Origin of the sequence: Janthinobacterium leeuwenhoeki, assembly GCF_051380795.1 — a bacterium.
GTDB lineage: Bacteria > Pseudomonadota > Gammaproteobacteria > Burkholderiales > Burkholderiaceae_D > Janthinobacterium.
Genome location: NZ_JBNYXT010000047.1, coordinates 1 through 20,716 on the forward strand (window position 1 = coordinate 1; position 20,716 = coordinate 20,716).

General features: G+C 62.4%; 15 protein-coding genes. 6 read left to right on the forward strand and 9 right to left on the reverse strand.

Going from position 1 to position 20,716, the window contains the following annotated elements; genetic code table 11:
• Positions 1-159: 159 nt before the first annotated feature.
• The gene (locus ACQ4WS_RS23555) at positions 160-2,634 is read right to left on the reverse strand and encodes an IPT/TIG domain-containing protein (RefSeq protein WP_436479429.1); all 2,475 of its coding nucleotides are present in this window, start codon (positions 2,632-2,634) and stop codon (positions 160-162) included.
• Positions 2,635-3,274: 640 nt separating this feature from the next.
• On the opposite strand from ACQ4WS_RS23555, the gene metH reads away from it, so the two are divergent.
• Entirely contained in the window at positions 3,275-7,069 is a 3,795-nt protein-coding gene (gene metH / locus ACQ4WS_RS23560; RefSeq protein ID WP_436479430.1) for a methionine synthase, read from the forward strand.
• 332 nt (positions 7,070-7,401) lie between these two features.
• Here metH and ACQ4WS_RS23565 read toward each other — a convergent pair whose 3' ends face one another.
• The 8 genes from ACQ4WS_RS23565 to rsmB all read right to left on the reverse strand — a co-directional run bounded on the left by ACQ4WS_RS23565 (position 7,402) and on the right by rsmB (position 15,625).
• Entirely contained in the window at positions 7,402-8,682 is a 1,281-nt protein-coding gene (locus ACQ4WS_RS23565; RefSeq protein WP_332861207.1) for an EAL and HDOD domain-containing protein, read from the reverse strand.
• Positions 8,683-8,819: 137 nt separating this feature from the next.
• Positions 8,820-9,599, reverse strand: coding sequence for a class II glutamine amidotransferase (locus tag ACQ4WS_RS23570; protein ID WP_436479431.1), 780 nt, complete (start codon positions 9,597-9,599; stop codon positions 8,820-8,822).
• A 77-nt stretch (positions 9,600-9,676) separates the two neighbouring features.
• Positions 9,677-9,934: a BTH_I0359 family protein gene (locus ACQ4WS_RS23575; protein ID WP_102122217.1), complete on the reverse strand. Its 258-nt coding sequence runs from the start codon at positions 9,932-9,934 to the stop codon at positions 9,677-9,679.
• Between the two features lie 152 nt (positions 9,935-10,086).
• The gene (locus ACQ4WS_RS23580; RefSeq protein ID WP_436479432.1) at positions 10,087-10,488 is read right to left on the reverse strand and encodes a GTPase; all 402 of its coding nucleotides are present in this window, start codon (positions 10,486-10,488) and stop codon (positions 10,087-10,089) included.
• Complete coding sequence (locus tag ACQ4WS_RS23585) at positions 10,485-11,204, reverse strand: response regulator (protein WP_436479433.1); 720 nt, start codon at positions 11,202-11,204, stop codon at positions 10,485-10,487. The genes ACQ4WS_RS23580 and ACQ4WS_RS23585 overlap by 4 nt, the downstream gene beginning before the upstream one ends.
• A 98-nt stretch (positions 11,205-11,302) precedes the next feature.
• Entirely contained in the window at positions 11,303-13,600 is a 2,298-nt protein-coding gene (locus ACQ4WS_RS23590; RefSeq protein WP_436479434.1) for a sensor histidine kinase, read from the reverse strand.
• A complete protein-coding gene (locus ACQ4WS_RS23595) occupies positions 13,600-14,232 on the reverse strand; it encodes a DUF4390 domain-containing protein (RefSeq protein WP_436479435.1) in 633 nt (210 codons plus the stop codon). Before ACQ4WS_RS23595 ends, ACQ4WS_RS23590 begins: the two co-directional genes overlap by 1 nt.
• Positions 14,204-15,625 (reverse strand): 16S rRNA (cytosine(967)-C(5))-methyltransferase RsmB, encoded by a 1,422-nt coding sequence (rsmB, locus tag ACQ4WS_RS23600; RefSeq protein WP_436479436.1) that lies wholly within the window; start codon positions 15,623-15,625, stop codon positions 14,204-14,206. Before rsmB ends, ACQ4WS_RS23595 begins: the two co-directional genes overlap by 29 nt.
• Before the next feature lie 376 nt (positions 15,626-16,001).
• Between rsmB and argS the strand changes: the two genes are divergently transcribed.
• Genes argS through ACQ4WS_RS23625 form a run of 5 tightly spaced genes read left to right on the forward strand, consistent with a single transcriptional unit; the run spans position 16,002 to position 20,712 of the window.
• Entirely contained in the window at positions 16,002-17,711 is a 1,710-nt protein-coding gene (gene argS, locus ACQ4WS_RS23605) for an arginine--tRNA ligase (RefSeq protein ID WP_436479437.1), read from the forward strand.
• A gap of 20 nt (positions 17,712-17,731) precedes the next feature.
• Positions 17,732-18,427: an SPOR domain-containing protein gene (locus ACQ4WS_RS23610; RefSeq protein WP_436479438.1), complete on the forward strand. Its 696-nt coding sequence runs from the start codon at positions 17,732-17,734 to the stop codon at positions 18,425-18,427.
• 9 nt (positions 18,428-18,436) lie between these two features.
• Positions 18,437-19,108 (forward strand): thiol:disulfide interchange protein DsbA/DsbL, encoded by a 672-nt coding sequence (locus tag ACQ4WS_RS23615; protein WP_436479439.1) that lies wholly within the window; start codon positions 18,437-18,439, stop codon positions 19,106-19,108.
• 37 nt (positions 19,109-19,145) lie between these two features.
• Positions 19,146-19,907 carry an SDR family oxidoreductase gene (locus ACQ4WS_RS23620; protein WP_436479440.1) on the forward strand — a complete coding sequence of 254 codons (762 nt, stop codon included), beginning with the start codon at positions 19,146-19,148 and terminating at the stop codon, positions 19,905-19,907.
• 10 nt (positions 19,908-19,917) lie between these two features.
• The gene (locus ACQ4WS_RS23625; protein ID WP_436479441.1) at positions 19,918-20,712 is read left to right on the forward strand and encodes a biotin--[acetyl-CoA-carboxylase] ligase; all 795 of its coding nucleotides are present in this window, start codon (positions 19,918-19,920) and stop codon (positions 20,710-20,712) included.
• Positions 20,713-20,716 lie beyond the last annotated feature (4 nt).

Here is a 20,716-nt window from a genome sequence, read left to right on the forward strand (position 1 = left end):
TCAGATTCGCAGTCACCCGCGACACCCTTGCCGTTCAGCTAACTCTTCCCCTTGTCGGGCGAGTAGAGGACTTTCACCTCCAAGTGAGTGCGCCCTGCCGGGCGCACCATAAAAAAAGGGCTTGCCGCGGCAAGCCCTTGTTGCATCCGGCCCGCTGGCTTAGCGGCGCTGGACGTTCATCAGGCGCGCGCGGACGGACGACGACAGGCTGACCTCGAAGCGGCCACCGGCCGGCAAGGCGCTTACGTCGAGGCTGGCATTACCACCCGTCAAGCCGCTAGCGACCACCGTCTTGCGGCCATCGGCTGCCACGTGCAGCACGGCCGCATACGGTTCCGCTTGCGCATCCCAGACCAGCGCCAGCTGGCCGCCGCTTTGCTTGACCTCAAAGCTGCCATCGTTGGCGGCCTTGCTGCGGCGCAGCGGGCGGTCCAGGGTGGCCAATGCCTTACCTTTTGACAATACTTTCACGTCGCTGATATCGCCCGGATTGGCGAAGCTGACGCGGAAGTGGCTCATGGCGCTGCCGCCATGGTCGGCCACGGTCACGGCATCGAAGGGCAAGTCAATAGTCGCTCCTGACGCCGTCACTATCCGCAAGGTATACGCCTGGCCGCTGCCGCTGGCCGCTGCGCCAACGCGCGTGGACGAGGCGACGGCTGGGCGCAAGGCCACGCCGCTTGCCGTGATGCGGCCGGAAATGGTCAGATAGCCGTTCTCGGCCACGGACATGCTGGCGGCCAGCACATTGCTGCCTGTCACCTGCGTGCTGCGTTTTTCCAGGAATTGCTGCACCCGCGCATAGCTGTAGTCGGAGAACCAGGCGCCGCTGCAATAGCTCATCACGTCCTTCATCGGCGTGCTGCCGTAGACTGCCTTGCTCAGCTGGCCAATGCTGCCCGCATAGTTGCTGTTGTACAGCGGTTGCGGGCCCAGATTACCATTCGCATACGGGTAGTCGGCAACGGCGCCGGACGGGCCGCCGCAGGCAACGTGCTGCAACGAGTGGTTGTGGCCCAGCTCATGCACGAGCGTGGTCAGCCATTCCGGCCATTGATTGCCGAATGGATCGACCGCTGCGATGCTGGTGAACCTGGCATCCAGGCCGATGGCCGACGTAAAGTCGTTGCCGCTGCTGCGCTGGTTGATGTAGGCCAGGCCGGCGGCGCGGCTGGAGGACATTCTCGGCACGAAACCATAATAATAGGCGCCGCTGTCTTCCAGCGCGCGCTTGCTTTCCAGCTTGCCCAGGGTATCGCTCCACCAGCTGTCGGCCGTGCTGCTGCCTGGCATGCTCAGCGCAGCGCGCGTGGTGATGCTGATATTTTCCGTCGCATATGGATACACGCGCAGCAGCGCGGCACGGATCACCTCGGCGTCAGGCAGTTGCGCTACACCATCATCGGTGCTCAAGGGCACGAGCACCAGACGGATTCTGGCCAGGCTGGCCACCACGGGCGCCGCTTCCTGGCTTACTTGCACGCCGTCATTGCCGACGGCCGTCACGCGCACGCGCACGCCGGGCAAGATCCACCCGGAGGGCAAGACGGCACTGAAGTTGCCATTGAAACTGTCGTCGTTCTTCGTCGTCGGCAAGAGCGCCGGCCCCGTCATCGCGATGCTGCCCAGGTTGCTGCCATTGGCGGCGGTCGCATTCAGTGTGACTGCCGGGCTGGCCTGGCCCGCCTGCGTGGCCAGCACGGACACGCGCACGGCGGCCGGCTTGCCGCGCGTCAGGCGCAAGGCCGTATTGCTGGCGTTCAAATTCAGCACTTGCGCGAAATCAATGCTGCCCAGGGTAAAGGCCGACACCGTGCCCGCATTGACGGCGATGCGCGAAGCGGCCGACAGCATCACGTTGCCCGTTGCCGCCGCTGGCGCAGACAGCAGCAGCTGGCTGGCACTGGCGCTGACGATGACGGCCGGCGTATTGCCCACCGAAGCCGAGCTGACCTGATCGAGATTGCTGCCCTGCACCGTCACCGACAAGGCCGCGCCGTTGACGGCCGACGTGATCGACGTCACCGCCACGCTGGCCAAGACCGTGTACGCGTCGCTGCTGATCACATCGTTGTAGGGACCGCGCACCGTCAGCGCGCCTGTCGCCGCGCCCGCAGGCACCACCACGGTCACGCTGCTGGCCGTCTGGCTTTGTGGCGTTGCCGCCGCGCCAATGCCAAACTGCACCGCCGTCACGGCGCCCATGCCGCCACCCGTGATCGTCACGCTGGAACCGACACCGCCCGTCGCCGGTGCGACGCTGCCCACGCTCAATGGCAGATACACATTGACGTTATAGCTGGTGGCCACCGTGCCACCGGCGCTGACCAGGCTCAAGGCGCCCGTGACGGGCACGCCAGGCATGGCCAGGGTCACGCTGGTCTCGCTGGCGGCACTGGTGGCAACGGTCACGCCGGCCACCTGGAAGGCCGTGACGCGGCTCAGATTCGTGCCCGTCACCACCAGGCTGCCGCCCACGACGACATTCGCCGCCGAGACGGCCGTCACGGCAGGAGTCAGGACGGGAGTACCCGAAGTGGTCGCCACCACCGTGTCGCCACCGCCACCGCCTCCCCCGCCGCAAGCGGACAAGCCCAGCATGACAAACAATGCGACAAGCAGATGGTTTTTCATGGCTGGCAACCATGTTTGTGCAGCGCGATGCCGGGGAGGACACAAGATAAATGTGACATATTGGTGACTTTTGGTGAGAATTTAATTTCCAGGAACCAATATTATCGGCTAATTTGATTCCCAATAACAACTATTAATGCTTTTGATTCAATTGGTTTTGATAATAATGAAAATATCTGTTTGGCAAAATTTATTCAGAGCATTATTCCTCTCACTCTGCACTGGCTGAAATCGAATTTATTTTCCTTTGCAGCTATTGCCATTCAATTCATTAAAAATAGGCTGATAGCGCATAAATAATGTGGAAATTTTTCCACAGCCTAGAAGGCATACCTTCCCGCCAACTTTGGCGGAAGAATTAACGTTTTGAGTAAGATTTTCAGAAATGTCATTTCAGAAGCAGGCGTAGCGGAAGGCGATGTGTTGCAAGAAGGCCGGCCGTGCGGCGAACGGCCGCTTTTGCTTAAAGCCAAAGCAGCCTGATGCCGTATAATTTTAGACCCGGTGATATCAGGCGATTGCCACCTTCTGCCCGCCCTACCCGGCCGGCACTCTCCGTCAGCTGATCCTGCTGGCCCGCAGCCGCCTCGTACTTGTCTTGTCGCCGCGCCGCCGCCCGTTTGCCTATTGAAAGCATGAAATGAACGATACCGTGATCCCCGCCATGTCCCCGACCGAAGCCACCTTGCGCGCCATTCTGGCGCAGCGGATCATGATTCTCGACGGCGCCATGGGCACGATCATCCAGCAATACAAGCTCGACGAAGAAGCCTACCGCGGCGGTCCCGCCGGCCGCTTCATCGATTTCGCCGCGCCGGCCGACAGTGGCGCGCGCGAACTGTTCGTCAAGGGCAATAACGAACTGCTGACCCTGACGCAGCCGCACATCATCCAGGAAATCCACGAGCGCTACCTGGCAGCCGGCGCCGACCTGATCGAAACGAATACCTTCGGCGCCACGACGATCGCGCAAGACGATTACCACATGGCCCACCTGGCCTATGAAATGAACGTGCAGGCGGCCAAACTGGCGCGCGCCGCCTGCGACAAGTATTCCACCCCGGACAAGCCGCGCTTCGTCGCCGGCGCCCTGGGCCCCACGCCGAAGACGGCGTCGATCTCGCCCGACGTCAACGACCCGGCCGCGCGCAACGTCAGTTTCGACCAACTGGTGGCCGCCTACCTGCAGCAGACGCAGGGCCTGGTGGAAGGCGGCGCCGACGTGTTGCTGGTGGAAACCATTTTCGATACTCTGAATTGCAAGGCGGCCCTGTTCGCCATCGACCTGTTCTACGAGCAGAATCCGGACGTCGTGCGCCTGCCGCTGATGATTTCCGGCACCGTCACGGACGCCTCGGGACGCATTTTGTCGGGCCAGACCGTGCCCGCCTTCTGGAATTCCGTGCGCCACGCGAAACCGCTGACCATCGGCCTGAACTGCGCGCTGGGCGCCGCCCTGATGCGTCCATACGCGGAAGAGCTGGCCAAGATCGCCGACACCTTCGTCTGTATCTACCCGAACGCGGGCTTGCCCAATCCCATGAGCGACACGGGCTTTGACGAGTTGCCAGCCGACACATCCGCCCTGCTGCGCGAATTTGCCGACGCAGGATTTTTGAACATGGCGGGCGGCTGCTGCGGCACCACGCCCGAACACATCGCCGCCATCGGCGAATTGCTGTCGAAAAACACGCCGCGCAGCGTGCCGGCCCCGTCGCACGACTTGCGCCTGGCCGGCCTGGAACCGTTCGTCGTCAATGAAGAATCGCTGTTCGTCAACGTGGGTGAGCGCACCAACGTCACGGGGTCGAAAGCGTTCGCGCGCATGATTCTCAACGAGCAATACGACGAAGCCTTGTCGGTGGCGCGCCAGCAGGTGGAAAACGGCGCGCAAGTGATCGATATCAACATGGACGAGGCCATGCTCGATTCGCTGGCCGCCATGACGCGCTTTTTGAACCTGATCGCTTCGGAACCTGATATTTCGCGCGTGCCCATCATGGTCGACTCGTCGAAGTGGTCGGTCATCGAAGCGGGCCTGAAATGCGTGCAGGGCAAGGCCATCGTCAATTCCATCTCGATGAAGGAAGGCGAAGAGGAATTCCTGCGCCAGGCGAAGCTGTGCCGCCGCTATGGCGCGGCCGTGATCGTCATGGCCTTCGATGAAAAAGGCCAGGCCGATACCTTCGAGCGCAAGATCGAGATTTGCGCCCGCGCATATCACTTGTTGATCGATGCGCTGGACTTCCCGCCGGAAGACATCATTTTCGATCCGAACATCTTTGCCGTCGCGACCGGCATCGAAGAGCACAACAACTACGCCGTCGACTTCATCAACGCCACGCGCTGGATCAAGGAAAACTTGCCGTACGCAAAGATCTCTGGCGGCGTGTCGAACGTCTCCTTCAGTTTCCGCGGCAACGATCCAGCCCGCGAAGCCATCCATACCGTCTTCCTGTACCACGCCATCAAGGCCGGCATGACCATGGGCATCGTCAACGCCGGCATGGTGGGCGTGTACGACAACCTGGACCCGGAATTGCGCGAGCGCGTGGAAGACGTGGTGCTGAACCGCCGCGAAGACTCGACCGAGCGCATGATCGAATTTGCCGGCACCCTGAAGGCGGGCGGCAAGGCCGAGGCGCAAACCCTGGCCTGGCGCGAAGGCACCGTGCAGGCGCGCCTGTCGCATGCGCTGGTGCACGGCATCACGCAATTCATCGTGGAAGACACGGAAGAAGCGCGCCAGGAACTGCTGCACAATGGCGGACGCCCCATCCACGTGATCGAGGGCCCGCTGATGGCCGGCATGGACGTGGTCGGCGACCTGTTTGGCCAAGGTAAAATGTTCTTGCCGCAAGTGGTGAAATCGGCGCGCGTCATGAAGCAGGCCGTGGCCCACTTGATTCCATTCATCGAGGAAGAAAAGCTGCTGGAAGAAAAGCGCACGGGCATCGTCGCCAAGCCGAAAGGCAAGATCATCATGGCCACCGTGAAAGGCGACGTGCATGACATCGGCAAGAATATCGTCACCGTCGTTCTGCAGTGCAACAACTTCGAAGTGGTCAACATGGGCGTGATGGTGCCCTGCTCAGAAATCCTCGCGCGCGCCAAGGTGGAAAACGCGGACATCATCGGCCTGTCCGGCCTGATCACGCCGTCGCTGGAAGAAATGGCGTATGTCGCCAAGGAAATGCAGCGCGATGAACATTTCCGCATGCTCAAGATCCCCCTGCTGATCGGCGGCGCCACCACCAGCCGCGCCCACACGGCCGTGAAAATCGCCCACAACTACGAAGGCCCCGTGATCTACGTGCCGGACGCCTCGCGTTCCGTCTCCGTGGCGCAATCGTTGCTGACGCCGGAACAGCGCGACAAATACGTGGAAGACATCGAACTCGATTACGCGCGCATCCGCGAGCAGCACGCCAACAAGAAGGCCCTGCCCATCCTGCCGCTGGCGCAGGCGCGCGCCAACAAGATGAGCGTGCCCTTCGACGGCGCCTGCACACCCGTGAAACCGAAGTTCATCGGCCGCCGCGTCTTTAAAAATGTCGACCTGGCCACCCTGGCCAACTATATCGACTGGGGCCCGTTCTTCCAGACCTGGGACCTGGCCGGCCCCTTCCCCGCCATTTTGACGGATGAGGTGGTGGGCGACGCGGCCACCAAGGTATACGCGGAAGGCCAGGCCCTGCTGAAAAAACTCATCGACGGGCGCTGGCTGACAGCCAATGGCGTCGTGTCCTTGCTGCCGGCCAACAGCGTCAATGACGACGATATCGAGGTGTACACGGACGATACGCGCAGTAGCGTGGCGTTCACTTACTACGGCATGCGCCAGCAGGGCGTGAAACCCGTGGTCGACGGCGTGCAGCGTCCGAACCAGTGCCTGGCCGACTTTATTGCGCCGAAGGCATCGGGCGTGAAGGATTACATCGGCATGTTCGCCGTCACCTCCGGCCTGGGCATCGAGAAATACGAAAAACGCTTCGAAGATGCGCACGACGATTACTCGTCCATCATGCTCAAATCGCTGGCGGACCGCCTGGCCGAGGCGTTTGCCGAATACCTGCACGAGCGCGTGCGCAAGGATTTGTGGGGTTATGTGCCAGACGAGCACTTGAGCAATGACGACATGATCGGCGAGAAATACGTGGGCATCCGCCCCGCGCCCGGCTACCCTGCCTGCCCCGAGCACACGGTCAAGAAAGAGATGTTCGAGGTCATGCAGGCCGGGGAAATCGGCATGCAGCTGACCGAATCGTATGCCATGTTCCCCGGCGCGGCCGTGTCCGGCTTCTATTTTGCCCATCCGGAGTCGAAATACTTCGTCGTCGGCAAGATCGGCATGGACCAGGTGGAAGACATGGCCAAGCGCCGTGGCGCCAATATCGAGGACGTGGAACGCTGGCTGGCACCGAATCTGTCATGATATATGTACAAGGCGCGCGGAACTTATCGCGCGCCGAAGCGCACTAACCGAACAGCGCGTCGTCAGGTGGAACGCGTTGCTCGTCGCTACCGTCGTCGTCGTGCTAGCCCTGTGGAGATTGCGTACCGACCGCGAGCTGCACAAGCACTGGCCCGGCGCCGCAGCCTAAGAAAAAACCCCGCCACGGCGACGCCGTGCGGGGCTTTTTAAGGGATGCTACGACAGCGGGTAGGTCGGATTAGCGCTTGCGCGTAATCCGACAACACCGGTCAGTGCCAACAATGTTGTCGGATTACGGCCCTGCGGGCCTCGGCGGCCCCACCTAATCCTACCTACAACGCATACCTTACGACGTTGTCGCTCCATTCGTAGGCGGCCATTTCCAGTTCCACCAGGTCGTCCGGCGACATGGCCAGATCGCGCAGGGTTGGCACGATCTCGCCTTCCATGTCTTCGATGCGCTCGATGCACTCGGCCAGGCGCAGCAGGTCGCCATAGAAGCCCTCGCGCGACAGCAGCGCTTCGGCTACTTCGTCGATCACTTCGATCTGGCTGAGAATTTCCGACATCGGCACGCCGAACAGGGTGTCCATCAGCGACATGATGCCGACCGTAAAGGCGATATCGGCCGAATGGGCGTGGTTCGGGCGCAGTTTATGCGCCAGCAATTCCAGCAAACGGCCACGCGTGGTGGCCAGCATCAGCAGCGGCGTCATGCTATGGCCGCGCTTGCTTGGTTCCGCATACAGCATGATTTGCAACCAGCGCTGCAATTGGCGGCGGCCCAGCACGGTCACGGCCTGGCTCAGCGAATCGATGCGCTGGCGCGCGCCCACGGCCGGCGTATTGACCAGGCGCAGCAGGTTCAGGGCCAGCGACACGTCGCGCTTGATGGCGCGCTCGATATCCATGTTGTCGGCGTCGGAGGTCACCAGGGTCATCAGTTCCATGACGGCCAGTTGCGACGGCGACAGTTTTTTGCCCGTCATGATGGCGGGCTTGGCAAAGTAATAGCCCTGGAAATAATCAAAGCCCAGATCCAGGCCCGACTTGAATTCTTCGCGCGTCTCGACCTTCTCCGCCACCAGTTTCTTGTTTTCCTGCTTGAAACGGGGCGCCAGGGCTGCCAGCACCTTCGGGTCGACCGTGCTCATGTCCATTTTTACATATTGCACCAGCGGCAATAATTCCTGCACTTGCGACGTATCGGCCACGACGTTTTCCAGCGCGAAGGTGAAGCCATGGCCCACCAGTTCGCTGATGCGCGCGCGCACTTCCGGCGTGACGGGCATCGATTCGACGATTTCCAGCACGACTTTTTCACGCGGCAGGAAAACGAAGATGTCGCTCATGATCACGTCGGCATCGACGTTGACGAAACCGAGCGCGTCGCCGATGACCTTTTCCATGCCCAGCTGGGAAGCGTGGGCGATGACGGACGCCGTGGCGGACAGGTCGCTGGTAATGTTGGCGGGGCCGACCGGAGCGTTGCGGAAAAGCAACTCATAGCCAAACAGGGCTTGATTGCGGTCAAGGATAGGTTGTCGCCCCAGATAAAACTCGCGCACGCGCAAGGGTTTCGGGGTGATGTCGTTGCTGGAAATATCGATCATTAACTCTTCATCAATCACGTCGAGTGACGCCGGCCGCGCCGCGCCCGCATCAAGGTTCACTATTGACAATACTTTAGCTGAATTTCGCCCGCGCTGTGGGTATTTTGGCAGCAATCCGGCGTATTGTCGTCAACAAATTAGGCCACTGGCGTGTCTTGCACCATCCCGTCGACAAATAATTTCAATTCACCGGGCACAAACGCCGTCCATTGTTCATTCGTCGTCAGCGGCTGGGTAACGATCACGGCCACGCGGTCCTGGGGCGTCGTCACCTGGGAAAAGTCCACGCTCAGGTCTTCATCGGAGAGTTTAGCAGTTGGAAACGGATGTTGTCGCACCAGATAGTGCAAGCTGGTCGAGCAATGGGCAAACAGCGCCTCGCCGCTCGACAGCATCATGTTGAAGGTGCCGTGGGCCGCGATGCTGGGCAACAACTCCGCCAGGGCGGCATGCAATTGCGGCAATGCTGGCGGGGCATCGCCAAAGCGCGCGTGCAGTTCCTGCAGCAGGTAGCAGAAAGCCAGCTCGCTGTCGGTGCAGCCAACGGGGCGGTAACTGCCCGTCAGCACGGGGTGGAATTGCTTCAAATCGCCATTGTGGGCGAAGACCCAGTAGCGGCCCCACAGTTCGCGCACGAAGGGGTGGCAGTTTTCCAGCGCCACCTGGCCTTGCGTGGCCTTGCGGATGTGCGCGATGACATTGCGCGACTTGATGGGGTAGCGTTTGATCAGTTCGGCCACGGGCGAGGCGATGGCCGCCTGGTGGTCGACGAAATGACGCACGCCGGCGCCCTCGAAAAAGGCGATGCCCCAGCCGTCATGGTGGGTATCGGTATGGCCGCCGCGCATGGCGAAGCCGGTAAAACTAAAGACAATGTCCGTGGGGACATTGCAATTCATTCCGAGAAGTTGGCACATGGTCTGTTTGCAGCAGGGTAACCCAACCACCATACCATGCCGTCAGGCGGATTGGTATGGTGGCGATAGCCATCAGACTAGTGCAACAGGACAGGCTGGCTCATGAGGGAATCATAGCTGCCCAAAAAATCATCGATCTCTTCCATGCTGGGTTCACTGGCGATCAATTCCGTGACGTCGCGGCGGAAGTTTTGCGCAAGTATGCCGGCGATAAACGTTTCCCGCTTGCCGCCCTTGTCGACGATTTCATAGCCGCCAAAGCGCAGGGCTTCCAGGTCGACGTCGACGCCGAATTCCACGACGCTATATTGTTCGCTGTTATAGATCAGATTCATTTTGCATCCTTCGCTCAAGCAGGAGAAGCTCCTGCGGTGTCAGAACAGAGGTGGGTACACACGGCGCCATTTCAAGCGGCCATGCCACCCTGCGGGCTACAGAGTTGTAACGAGATGCAAACTGCGCTTGCGCTAAGTCGGCCGATAAATCGTCAGGAAACCACTATATCTGCTTGCAGCGCCAGCAGGGCATCGTAGGGACTGGCGGTGAGCCAGGTGCGCAATTGCTCGATGTGCGAGGCGTCGGCCAGGCTGACGAACAAGCGCGCGGGTGGATGGCGCAGCAGACGATTCAATGTTACACGCAATACGAGATTGCCGCTGCAGCACAGGCAACCGGGCGCGATGCGCAACAGTTGCAAGGGAAATGATGGAGAAGGGGAAACTTGCTCGGCCAGGTCGGCCAGGATGGCGTTGCCGTCAGCGAGGCCCTCGAGGATCACGGCGGCCGGCTGGCCAGGCGACAAGGCTTGCGCGATAGCCGCCTCGCGCCCGGCGGCGCGTCCACCGCTGACCAAAGTCAGCGGCGTCGGACGCCGCACGGCTGCCGTCACAGGTTTTTCTTGGCCAGCTTGCCCGGTTCGACGCCCAGCTGTTTCAGCTTGCGGTACAAATGGGTACGTTCGAGGCCCGTTTTTTCCGCCACGCGGGTCATGCTGCCGCCTTCGCGGCCCAGGTGGTGTTCGAAATACATGCGCTCGAACGCATCGCGTGCCTCGCGCAGCGGCAAGTCGAACGACAAGTTGTAGCCATGGCCTTCGGCCACCGCCGGTAGGGCGATGCCTGGGCGCACCATCAGCTGTTGCGGCGCGCTGCCGCCAAAGCTGGGCACGGGATGGTTGCTTTCCTCGGCCACCACGGGTGCCACGGGACGCGGCGCCACGCTAGTCGCGCGCACGGTTTCCTGTGCCCGCGTCAAGCCTTGCTGGACCGCCTTCAGCAGTTTTTGCAGGGCAATCGGTTTTTCCAGGAAATTCATGGCACCGATGCGCGTCGCCTCGACCGCCGTATCGATGGTGGCGTGGCCCGACATCATGATCACCGGCATGGTCAGCAAGCCGTCGCGCTGCCACTCCTTGAGCAAGGTGACGCCATCGGTGTCGGGCATCCAGATATCGAGCAATACCAGATCCGGCGCACCGGCGGCACGCGCTTCACGCGCCTGCTGCGCATTTTCGGCCAGCTGGATAGCATGTCCTTCGTCGCCCAAAATTTCCGAGAGCAACTCACGGATACCCATTTCATCATCCACTACGAGTATGTTTGCCATTCGTGTCTTGCCTTCCTCATTTCGCCGGCCGTCGCGCACAAGATGCACACGGCGGACAACTATGATTTTATTAGTGTTTTAAATACTAAACCAGACCCTCACGCCAGGAAATTCTGGGCAGGAGTGTCGGGAGCTAACTTTAACAGCAAAATGACCAGCGAAGCGCCATTGCCGTCGACCCGGTTCTCGATATCGATGCGTCCGCCATGTTCATCGATAATTTTCTTGACCATCGCCAGGCCCAATCCCGTGCCGCGCGCCTTTGACGTCACATAAGGTTCGAAGGCACGCGCCAGGATTTTTGGCGCGAAACCAGGGCCATTGTCGCTGATGGCGAGCCGCACGGCGATTTTCACGCCGCCGTCCGCACTGCGATAATGAATTGCTTCCGTCCTCACGTCAATCCGCGGATGCGGCGAGTCCGGCAGCAGCTCGGCCATGGCGTCCTGCGCGTTCTGCAGCAAGTTGTGAATCACCTGGCGCAGCTGGGTCGGATCGCCCATCACCATCGGCAGATTCGGCGCCAGCTGTGGGTGGATGATGTCGCCATCATCGCCGCGCAGGTAGAGGTTCAGGATCTCTTCAATCAGTTCGTTCAGGCCCAACGGCATGAGCACGGCTGGCGGCGTACGCGCATAGTCGCGGAAGTCATCGACCATGCGCTTCATCGCATCGACCTGCTTGACGATGGTGCTGGTGGCGCGGTTGAGCAGGTCCGCATCGGACTGCTCCAGCTTGCCTTCCAGCTTCATCTGCAGGCGCTCGGCCGACAGCTGGATGGGCGTGAGCGGATTCTTGATTTCATGCGCCAGGCGGCGCGCCACCTCGCCCCAGGCGATCGAGCGCTGCGCGGAAATCACGTCGGAAATATCATCGAACACGACGATGTAGCCGCTGCCGGACTCCAGCGGCAGGCGCGAGCCGCGCGCCAGCAAGGTAATGTCATGCTCGTCGGCACTGCTGCCCAGGCGGCGCGGAATCTCGATCTGGCGCTGCCAGTGCAGGCGCTGCTGGTTGCGGCCGGACGCCGATTGCGCGCTTTGCGCCGTGAAGGCACTGATGATGGCGCCGCCAAATTCTTCCATTCCAGCAGTATGCGCCAGCGGCTGGCCTACCATGCTCATGCCCGAATGCTGCAGGATGCGCTCGACCGATTCATTGCAGGTCACCAGCTTGAAATCGCCGTCGAGCACCATCACGCCGGCCGACATGTTCGCCAGCACCGATTCCAGGTGGGCCTTGGCGTTTTGCAAGGCGGCGCGGTTGCTTTCCACGGCCGTGCGCGCATCGAGCAACTGGCGCGTCATGATGTTGAACGACTGCGTCAGGGTGCCCAGCTCATCCTTGGTGGCGACGATGGGGCGCGGCGACAGGTCGCCCTCGGCCACGGCGCGCGTGCCTTCGGCCAGCAGCAGCAGGGGCTGAGCCAAGTTGCCCGCGATCAGGAAAGCGCTGCCGATGGCGCCGAAAATGGCCAGCAGCAAGGTCAGGGTGAGAATTTCCATGTACATCTTGCGCAAGCCCACGCGCGCGACGAAACGTTCCTTGTATTCACTGTAGGCGGCGCGCAGCACCTCGCCATTCGTCGCCAGCTTGGGCGGTACCGATTGCAGCAATTGCAAGTAGCGGGGCGAGACGGACGGCCCCGGCACGGCCACCAGCACCCGCAGACGCAGGCTGGTCGCCGTTTCCAGCGACGCCGGCGTACCCGCGCGGAAGCCGCCACCGCCCGACTCCGTGCCATCATCGTGCAACTCCTGCCCCCCTTCCGCGAAGGCATAGCCGTCCGGAGGGGCCGCCTTCACCAGCATGGCCGGCGTTGGCAAGTCAGCCGCGCTGTGCGGCCCGGCGCTGGCCAGCAGCATGCCATCACCGCTGACGATCATGACATTTTGCATGCCCTCTTCGCGCAGCAGGCTGGTCAGCACGGCCGGGCTGGCCACCGGATCGGCGCCCAGCTCCTCGACGGCCTTGTTGCCCCGGTGTTTGAGCTCGACCAGGGCCGCATCGAGGCCGGCGCGGCCCAGCTCAATCCCCGATTCCAGCGCCGCTTCGATCTTGACGTTGAACCAGGACTCGATGGAATGGGAGACAAATCTCACGGATACCACGAAAATCACCAGGCCCGGCAGGATACCGACGATGGCGAACAGCATCACCAGGCGGGCCATCAGCTTGGAGCCGAACTTGCCGCTCTTGTAGCGCGCGTACAGGCGCGCCAGGGAAATGCCCACCAGCGCCAGCAGGGACACGGCCACGGCCGCGTTCAGGCCCAGCAGCCAGGTGTAGTAACGGTCGAAGAAGCCGGAATTGTCGGAAGCCGACGCCAGCAGGAACAGCAGGATACTGACAATGCCGCCGCCCACCACCAGCAGATAGCGCAATGCTTGACTCACTACTCCGCCGTATACAAGAAAGTTTTTTTATTCGAAGCCAGGCGCCAGTCGCTGTTATTGAAGGCATTGACCTGTATCGGCTTGGGCAGGTAGTCGCGGTCCATGCCCATGCGCAAGGTGACGTTATACGTCTGCCCCACTTTCAGCTCACCGCGCCGCGCCACCAGCCAGCGGCTGGGACGGCGAATCAGGAACAGCGCGTCATCGAGGGTGGGGAAGCTTTGCTGCAAGGCACCGCCCGACACATGATACTGGCGCGTGAGCACGTTGTAGGACAGCTTGCTGGTCTGGCGCGCCACGATGGCTTTCTCATCGAACCAGTACCAGCGGGGCCGGCTCAGTTCGATTTCCGTCGTGAAATACAGCGGCACGCCATGCTGCACCGCATCATCGAGGTCGTGATTGAGCTCGAAGGAATACGTGGCAGCCAGCTTGTAGCCCTCTTCGCCCGACTCGATGTAGGCACGGGTGATCTCGACCATGTCGGCGGCATGCGCGCGTGGCATGGTGCATGCCAGCATCAGCAGCAGGGCCAGGAGTCGGAAGAGTCGTGTTGTCACAAGTGTGCCGGTGTAGTCCGTAGGAAAAGGTTCGACGAATCGCTCAAGCCGCATTTTTTTGGAATAGCGCATAGAACAAACCGTCATGGTCCTGCTCCGCGCTGCCAGTCGGCAACAGCTGGCCAGGCGCTGTCAATCGGGTCGCATTATTGCGTACCGCAAATGCCGCCGCCTGTGCCTCGGACTCTTGCGGCCACAATGAACATGTCACGAATAGCAATTTACCATCGGGGCGCAGCATCTGCCACAGGTTGTCCAGAATTTTGGAGGAAAGTGTTGCAAGTTGGAACGCGTCGCCCTTGCGGCGCAACCAGCGGATATCGGGATGACGGCGCACGATGCCCGAGGCCGTGCACGGCACATCGGCCAGGATGCGGTCGTACTGCTGGCCGTCCCACCACGCGCTCGATTGCGCATCCTGCGCCTTCAGGGTAGCGTCCAGGCCCAGGCGCTCAAGGTTTTCCGCGATGCGCGGCAGGCGTTTGGCGTCCGCATCGATGGCCGTCACTTGCACGTCGGCCAGCTCCAGGATGTGGCACGTCTTGCCGCCGGGCGCCGCGCAGGCGTCCAGCACGCGCATGCCATCCTGCAAATCCAGCAACGGCGCGGCCAATTGCGCGCCGGCATCTTGCACGGAAACGACGCCCTGCTCGAAGCCGGGAATCAGCGCCACGCCGATCGGCTTGTCCAGGCGCACGGCAAATGGTCCTACCTGGCGCGCGGCAATACCCGCCTCGGCCAGCACGGCCAGATACGCTACAACCGTGCTCTTGCGGCGATTCACACGCAAGGTCAGCGGCGGCACGGCATTGCCGGCCGTCAGAATGGCTTGCCAGTCGCGCGGATAGGCGAGACGCAGCGAGTCGATCCACCACTGCGGATAGTTCCATTGCGCCAACGGTTGCTGCAGGGCCGCTTCCAGCAAGGATTTGCGTTCGCGCAAGAAACGGCGCAAGACGGCATTCACCATGCCCTTGGCGTGCGCCAGGTCAGGGTGCGAGGTGGCGACCGTGACGGCCTGATCGACCACCGTGAATTCTTCGTACGGCTGTTCGCCCGGCTCGGCCGACATCAGCGACAGCGCGCAGCACAGCAGCGCGGCCAGCATCGGCGGCTCGGGCGCCTTCGACGTCATCAGGCCGACCAGGGTTTCGCTGCGGCCCAGCTGGCGCATGGTGCGATAGGAAATATCCTGGATGGCGCCGCGCGCCTGCGGGCTGGCGTTCGATTGCGCAAACACCTTGGCCAGCGCCTGCGGCAGCGCCGTGCCGGTGCGCACTTGCGCCACGGCATTGGCCGCGCCCAGCAGGCAAAACGCCAGCGAGTCGGCGCGCAAATCGGGTTGGAAGCCTGGCTGCAAGACCGGCTTCAGGTCGGGATGGTAGCTGGGACGCAATTTCGGTGCGGCAGGCGCCTGGCCTGGCGCCGGCTTGGTTTTCAATTTCAGCGTGGGGCGCTTGTTCATAGTTATCCGGTGTGGCTGCGCGCGGCGGGCTGCATGGTGGCAAAGTCGCGGCCGCGCGTCATCAATAAAGGGTCGATTGTAGCGTTTGTGGCGCCCTCTGGCCCAAGCGATTGCAGCGATACCTGTAAATTGCAGCAAAAAACTGCATATATACAAGCAGAATGCGCCATGCTGATGTTTTCATGCACCAACATGGGCATGTTGTCCTGATAATATCGTGAAATGCGCCGGCACGGGGACCTTGCCGGCAAGCGTATTGTTCCCGCCGGCAAACCAGTATAATTAACGCAGTCTGGGCGGCTTGAATACTTGCCGTCCGTTTTGCTTTTTGATTCATTCTATTCATTCTTAACGCGGTTCCGCCGCCATCCTGCTCATGCTCGCCCAACAGAAACAAGAAATCATCGCCCTGTTCCAGGCCGCCCTCGCTCCCGTCCTGGCCGGCACTTCGCTTGCGCCTACCGTGGTGCTCGAGCGACCACGCGATGCATCGCATGGCGACGTCGCCTGCAATATTGCCATGCAGCTGGCCAAGCAGCTGAAACAGAATCCCCGCGAACTGGCGCAAACCATCGTCAGCGCCGTGCTGGCCAATCCCGCCGGCAAGGGTCTGGTCGAGGCAGTGGAAATCGCCGGTCCCGGCTTCATCAACGTGCGCGTGTCCGCCGCCGCCAAGCAAGCCGTGGTAAAAACCATCTTGAGCGAGGCCGACAGCTATGGCCGCAGCACGGCAGGCGCCGGCAAGCAGGTCATCCTGGAATTCGTCTCGGCCAACCCGACCGGTCCGCTGCACGTGGGCCACGGCCGCCAGGCCGCCCTGGGCGACGCCCTGTCCTCGCTGTTCGACGCGCAAGGCTACCAAGTGACGCGCGAGTTCTACTATAACGACGCGGGCGTGCAGATCCAGACCCTGGCCAATTCCGTGCAGGCGCGCGCGCGCGGCGTCAAGCCGGGCGACGCCGAATGGCCGGAGTCCGCCTACAACGGCGACTACATCGCCGATATCGCCAACGACTTCAAGGCCGGCAAGACCGTCTCGGCCAGCGATGGCATGCCAGCGACAGCCAACGGCAACGTGGAAGACATCGATTCGATCCGCCCGTTTGCCGTCACCTACCTGCGCAACGAGCAGGATATCGACTTGCAGGCCTTCGGCGTGAAGTTCGACAATTACTACCTGGAATCGTCGCTGTACGCGGACGGCAAGGTCAATAGCGCGGTCGAAACCTTGATCAAGGCGGGCCACACCTACGAGCAGGATGGCGCGCTGTGGCTGCGCACCACCGACTTCGGCGACGACAAGGACCGCGTCATGCGCAAGACGGACGGCACCTACACATATTTCGTGCCGGACGTGGCGTATCACCTGGTGAAATGGCAGCGCGGCTTCGTACAGGCCATCAATATCCAGGGCAGCGACCACCACGGCACCATCGCGCGCGTGCGCGCCGGCCTGCAGGCGGTCGACATGGGTATCCCGCAAGGCTACCCCGACTACGTGCTGCACAAGATGGTCACCGTCATGAAGGACGGCGAAGAAGTCAAGATTTCGAAGCGCGCCGGCTCCTACGTGACCGTGCGCGACCTGATCGAATGGTCGGGCGGCGGCGACATCGCCAAAGGCCGCGACGCCGTGCGCTTCTTCCTGATCTCGCGCAAGGCCGACACGGAATTCGTCTTCGACGTCGACGTGGCGCTGAAAACCACCGATGAAAACCCGGTCTATTACGTGCAGTACGCGCATGCGCGCATCTGCCGCATCCTGGAAAACTGGGGCGGCGATGCCAGCACGGTCGCCGGCGTTGATTTATCTCCCCTGACGGCGCCGACCGAAGCGACCCTGCTGGCGACCCTGGCCGCCTACCCTGAAATGCTGGCGCGCGCGCAAGCGGAACTGGGACCGCATCAAGTCGCCTTCTACCTGCGCGACCTGGCCGCCAACCTGCACAGCTTCTACTTCGCCGAAAAAGTGCTGGTCGAGGACGAAGCCGTCAAGATGGCCCGTCTGGCCCTCGTCATCGCCGCGCGCCAGGTACTGCGCAACGGTCTGGCACTGATCGGCGTGTCCGCGCCAAACAAAATGTAATCGCGAAGGTCAAACCGTCAATGAATCATGCTTCCCGTTTCTCTTCGACCCGGCGCCAGCAGGGCAATACCCTGGTCGGCATCATCATCGGCCTGGTCATCGGCCTGGGCATCGCCGTGGTGGTTGCCCTGGTGATCACCAAGGGCGCCTCGCCCTTCACGGACAAATCGGGCAAGGCCGGCAAATCGACCGAACCGACAGCCGGCCAGATCGCCGACCCGAACAAGCCGATGTACGGCAACAAGGAAGCGGCCAAGGAAGCGGCGCGCGACTTCTCCAAGGAGCCACGCGAGATCGTCACGCCGACGCAGCCGGCCGCACCGGCGCCCGCGCCCGCCACCGCGCAGCAGCCGAAGGCGCCGCCGCCGGACGCGCTGCAGGAATTGATCGGTACATTGAAGGACAAGCCGGCGCCGAAAACGCCAGCGGCAGCACCAGCAGCGCCCGCGCCGCAAGCGAAGGCCGATGCAGCCAGCGACAAATGGATTTATTATCTGCAGGCTGGCGCCTTCCATGACATGTCGGACGCTGAAAGCACGCGCGGCAAACTGGCGCTGCTCGGCTTCGAAGCGGCCATCAGCGACCGCAGCACCGACGCCGGCGTTCTGCACCGCGTGCGCATCGGGCCGTTCAACCAGCTCGAAGCGATGAACCGCGCGCGCACCAAACTGTCTGAAAACGGCATCGATGTCGCCGTCGTGCGCAACCAAAAATAAGGAACCAGCATGCGTTTTCTGAAGAAAATCCTGTTTGCCGCCGCCCTGTGCAGCGCCGCCATGGGCGCATCGGCCTCGCCGGCCGAGCCGAAGAACGGCGTCGAATACGAAACCCTGGCCACGCCGCAGGCGACGGAATCGGGCAAGAAAATCGAAGTGACGGAATTCTTCGCCTATTACTGCCCGCATTGCAACGTGCTCGAACCGCAACTGGCGGCCTGGGTCAAGAAACAGGGCGACAACATCGTCTTCAAGCGCGTGCACGTGTCGCGCGATGAGAGCGTGGCGCCGCAGCAGCGGCTGTTCTTCACCCTGCAAGCCATGGGCCTGCTCGACAAGCTGCACACCAGCGTCTTTCACGCCATGCACGTGGAACGCAACCGCCTGAACACTGACGATGCCGTCTTCGACTTCGTCGCCAGGCAGGGCGTGGAGCGCCAGAAATTCATCGACACCTACCGTTCGATGGGGATCTCGGCCCGCGTGCGCCGCGCGGACGCCATGATGCAGGGCTATAACGTCACGTTCTGGCCCATGATCGCCATCGATGGCCGCTACATCACCTCGCCTTCGCAAGCCGACCAGGGCAGCAAGTCGGCCAAGAACGAAGAGCAGCTGAACGCCCAGGCGCTCAGCGTGATGGACGTGCTGGTCGCGAAAGCCAAAGCGGAAAAGAAATAAGCATGGCCACTTCCCTGGCGCGCCCGGGCATCGCCTGATGCATCGCGTTTTCATCACGGGCGCGTCGAGTGGACTGGGTGCCGCCCTGGCGCTGCAGTACGCGCGCCAGGGTGCCCAACTGGGCTTGCTGGCCCGCCGCGGCGACACCCTGCAGCAACTGATCGCCTCCCTGCCCCACCCTGAACGCCACCGCGCCTACGCCGTCGATGTGTGCGACCACGCCGCCCTGAAAAGCGCGGCCGATGACTTCATCGCCCATGCCGGCGGTATCGACGTCGTTATCGCCAGCGCCGGCGTGTCCTACGGTACCTTGAGCGAACACGCAGAAGACCTCGACGCCTTCGCGCGCCTCATCGCCATCAACGTCACGGCCACCGTCGCCACCTTCGCGCCCTTCATCGCCGCCATGAAAAACCAGGGCAGCGGGCGCCTGGTAGGCATCGGCAGCGTGGCCGGCATCCGCGGCCTGCCTGGCGCCGAAGCCTACAGCGCCTCGAAGGCGGCCGTCATCAGCTACTGCGAATCGCTGCGCCTGGAACTCAAACCGGCGGGCGTCAAGGTCGTCACCATCACGCCCGGCTACATCGACACGCCGATGACGCGCCACAATGCCTACCGCATGCCCTTCCTGATGCCGGCCGAAAAATTCGCCGTGCGCGCCGCGCGCGCCATCGCCGACGGCGACAGCTACCGCGTGATCCCGTGGCAGATGGGCGTCGTCGCCAAGCTGCTGCGCGCGCTGCCCAATGCCGTCTACGACCGGGCCTTCGCCAATGCGCCGCACAAGGCGCGCAACTGAACTGACCACCATGACGAAGCACTCAGACTTGAACAGCGCGGCCATCGCCGCCCATTGCGCCACGGGCGCCTCCCACGTGGCCATCGAAGTGGTCGACGAAACGGGATCGACCAACGCCGACCTGCTGGCGCGCTGCGCCACTCTGGCCGGCCCGACCCTGCGCATCGCCGGCCAGCAGACGGCCGGACGGGGACGTGCCGGACGGCCCTGGGTGTCGCAGCCGGACGCCAGCCTGATGTTCTCACTGGCGTGGCGCTTCAAGGGACCGCTGCATCAGCTGGTCGGCCTGCCGCTGGCCGTCGGCGTGGCACTGGCCGAGACCATGACGTCGCTGGGCGTGCCGGTGCAGCTGAAGTGGCCGAACGACCTGCTCAAGGATAGCCATAAACTGGCCGGCATCCTCGTCGAGACGCAACAGGCAGCCGACGGCGGCGTGTGGGCCGTCATCGGCTGCGGCATCAATCTGCTGATGCCCGATGCGCTGGAACGGCAGATCGGACGCAGCGTCTCGGCCGTGCCCTGGCTGGCGCAGATGGAGCGCAATACCCTGCTGGCGGCCCTATTGAGCCGCCTGGCCGGCATGCTGGCCGAATTCGACGACACGGGTTTTGCGCCTTTCACAGAACGCTGGAACCTGCTCCACGCCTGGCAAGGCCAGCACGTGAAAATTCTCGACAACGGCCAGTTGCTGCAGCAAGGCGTGGCGGCAGGCGTGGACCAGCTGGGCCGCCTGCTGCTGCGCACCGATGGCGGCCTGCAGGAAATCATGTCCGGCGACGTGTCCTTGCGCCTGGCCGGGGAGTAAGCGC

Bases quoted from the DNA above. Each gene is read 5' to 3' on its own strand.
- ACQ4WS_RS23555 (WP_436479429.1), bottom strand. From the start codon at position 2,634: ATGAAAAACCATCTGCTTGTCGCATTGTTTGTCATGCTGGGCTTGTCC.
- metH (WP_436479430.1), top strand. From the start codon at position 3,275: ATGAACGATACCGTGATCCCCGCCATGTCCCCGACCGAAGCCACCTTG.
- ACQ4WS_RS23565 (WP_332861207.1), bottom strand. From the start codon at position 8,682: ATGATCGATATTTCCAGCAACGACATCACCCCGAAACCCTTGCGCGTG.
- ACQ4WS_RS23570 (WP_436479431.1), bottom strand. From the start codon at position 9,599: ATGTGCCAACTTCTCGGAATGAATTGCAATGTCCCCACGGACATTGTC.
- ACQ4WS_RS23575 (WP_102122217.1), bottom strand. From the start codon at position 9,934: ATGAATCTGATCTATAACAGCGAACAATATAGCGTCGTGGAATTCGGC.
- ACQ4WS_RS23585 (WP_436479433.1), bottom strand. From the start codon at position 11,204: ATGGCAAACATACTCGTAGTGGATGATGAAATGGGTATCCGTGAGTTG.
- ACQ4WS_RS23595 (WP_436479435.1), bottom strand. From the start codon at position 14,232: ATGCGCTATTCCAAAAAAATGCGGCTTGAGCGATTCGTCGAACCTTTT.
- rsmB (WP_436479436.1), bottom strand. From the start codon at position 15,625: ATGAACAAGCGCCCCACGCTGAAATTGAAAACCAAGCCGGCGCCAGGC.
- argS (WP_436479437.1), top strand. From the start codon at position 16,002: ATGCTCGCCCAACAGAAACAAGAAATCATCGCCCTGTTCCAGGCCGCC.
- ACQ4WS_RS23610 (WP_436479438.1), top strand. From the start codon at position 17,732: ATGAATCATGCTTCCCGTTTCTCTTCGACCCGGCGCCAGCAGGGCAAT.
- ACQ4WS_RS23615 (WP_436479439.1), top strand. From the start codon at position 18,437: ATGCGTTTTCTGAAGAAAATCCTGTTTGCCGCCGCCCTGTGCAGCGCC.
- ACQ4WS_RS23620 (WP_436479440.1), top strand. From the start codon at position 19,146: ATGCATCGCGTTTTCATCACGGGCGCGTCGAGTGGACTGGGTGCCGCC.
- ACQ4WS_RS23625 (WP_436479441.1), top strand. From the start codon at position 19,918: ATGACGAAGCACTCAGACTTGAACAGCGCGGCCATCGCCGCCCATTGC.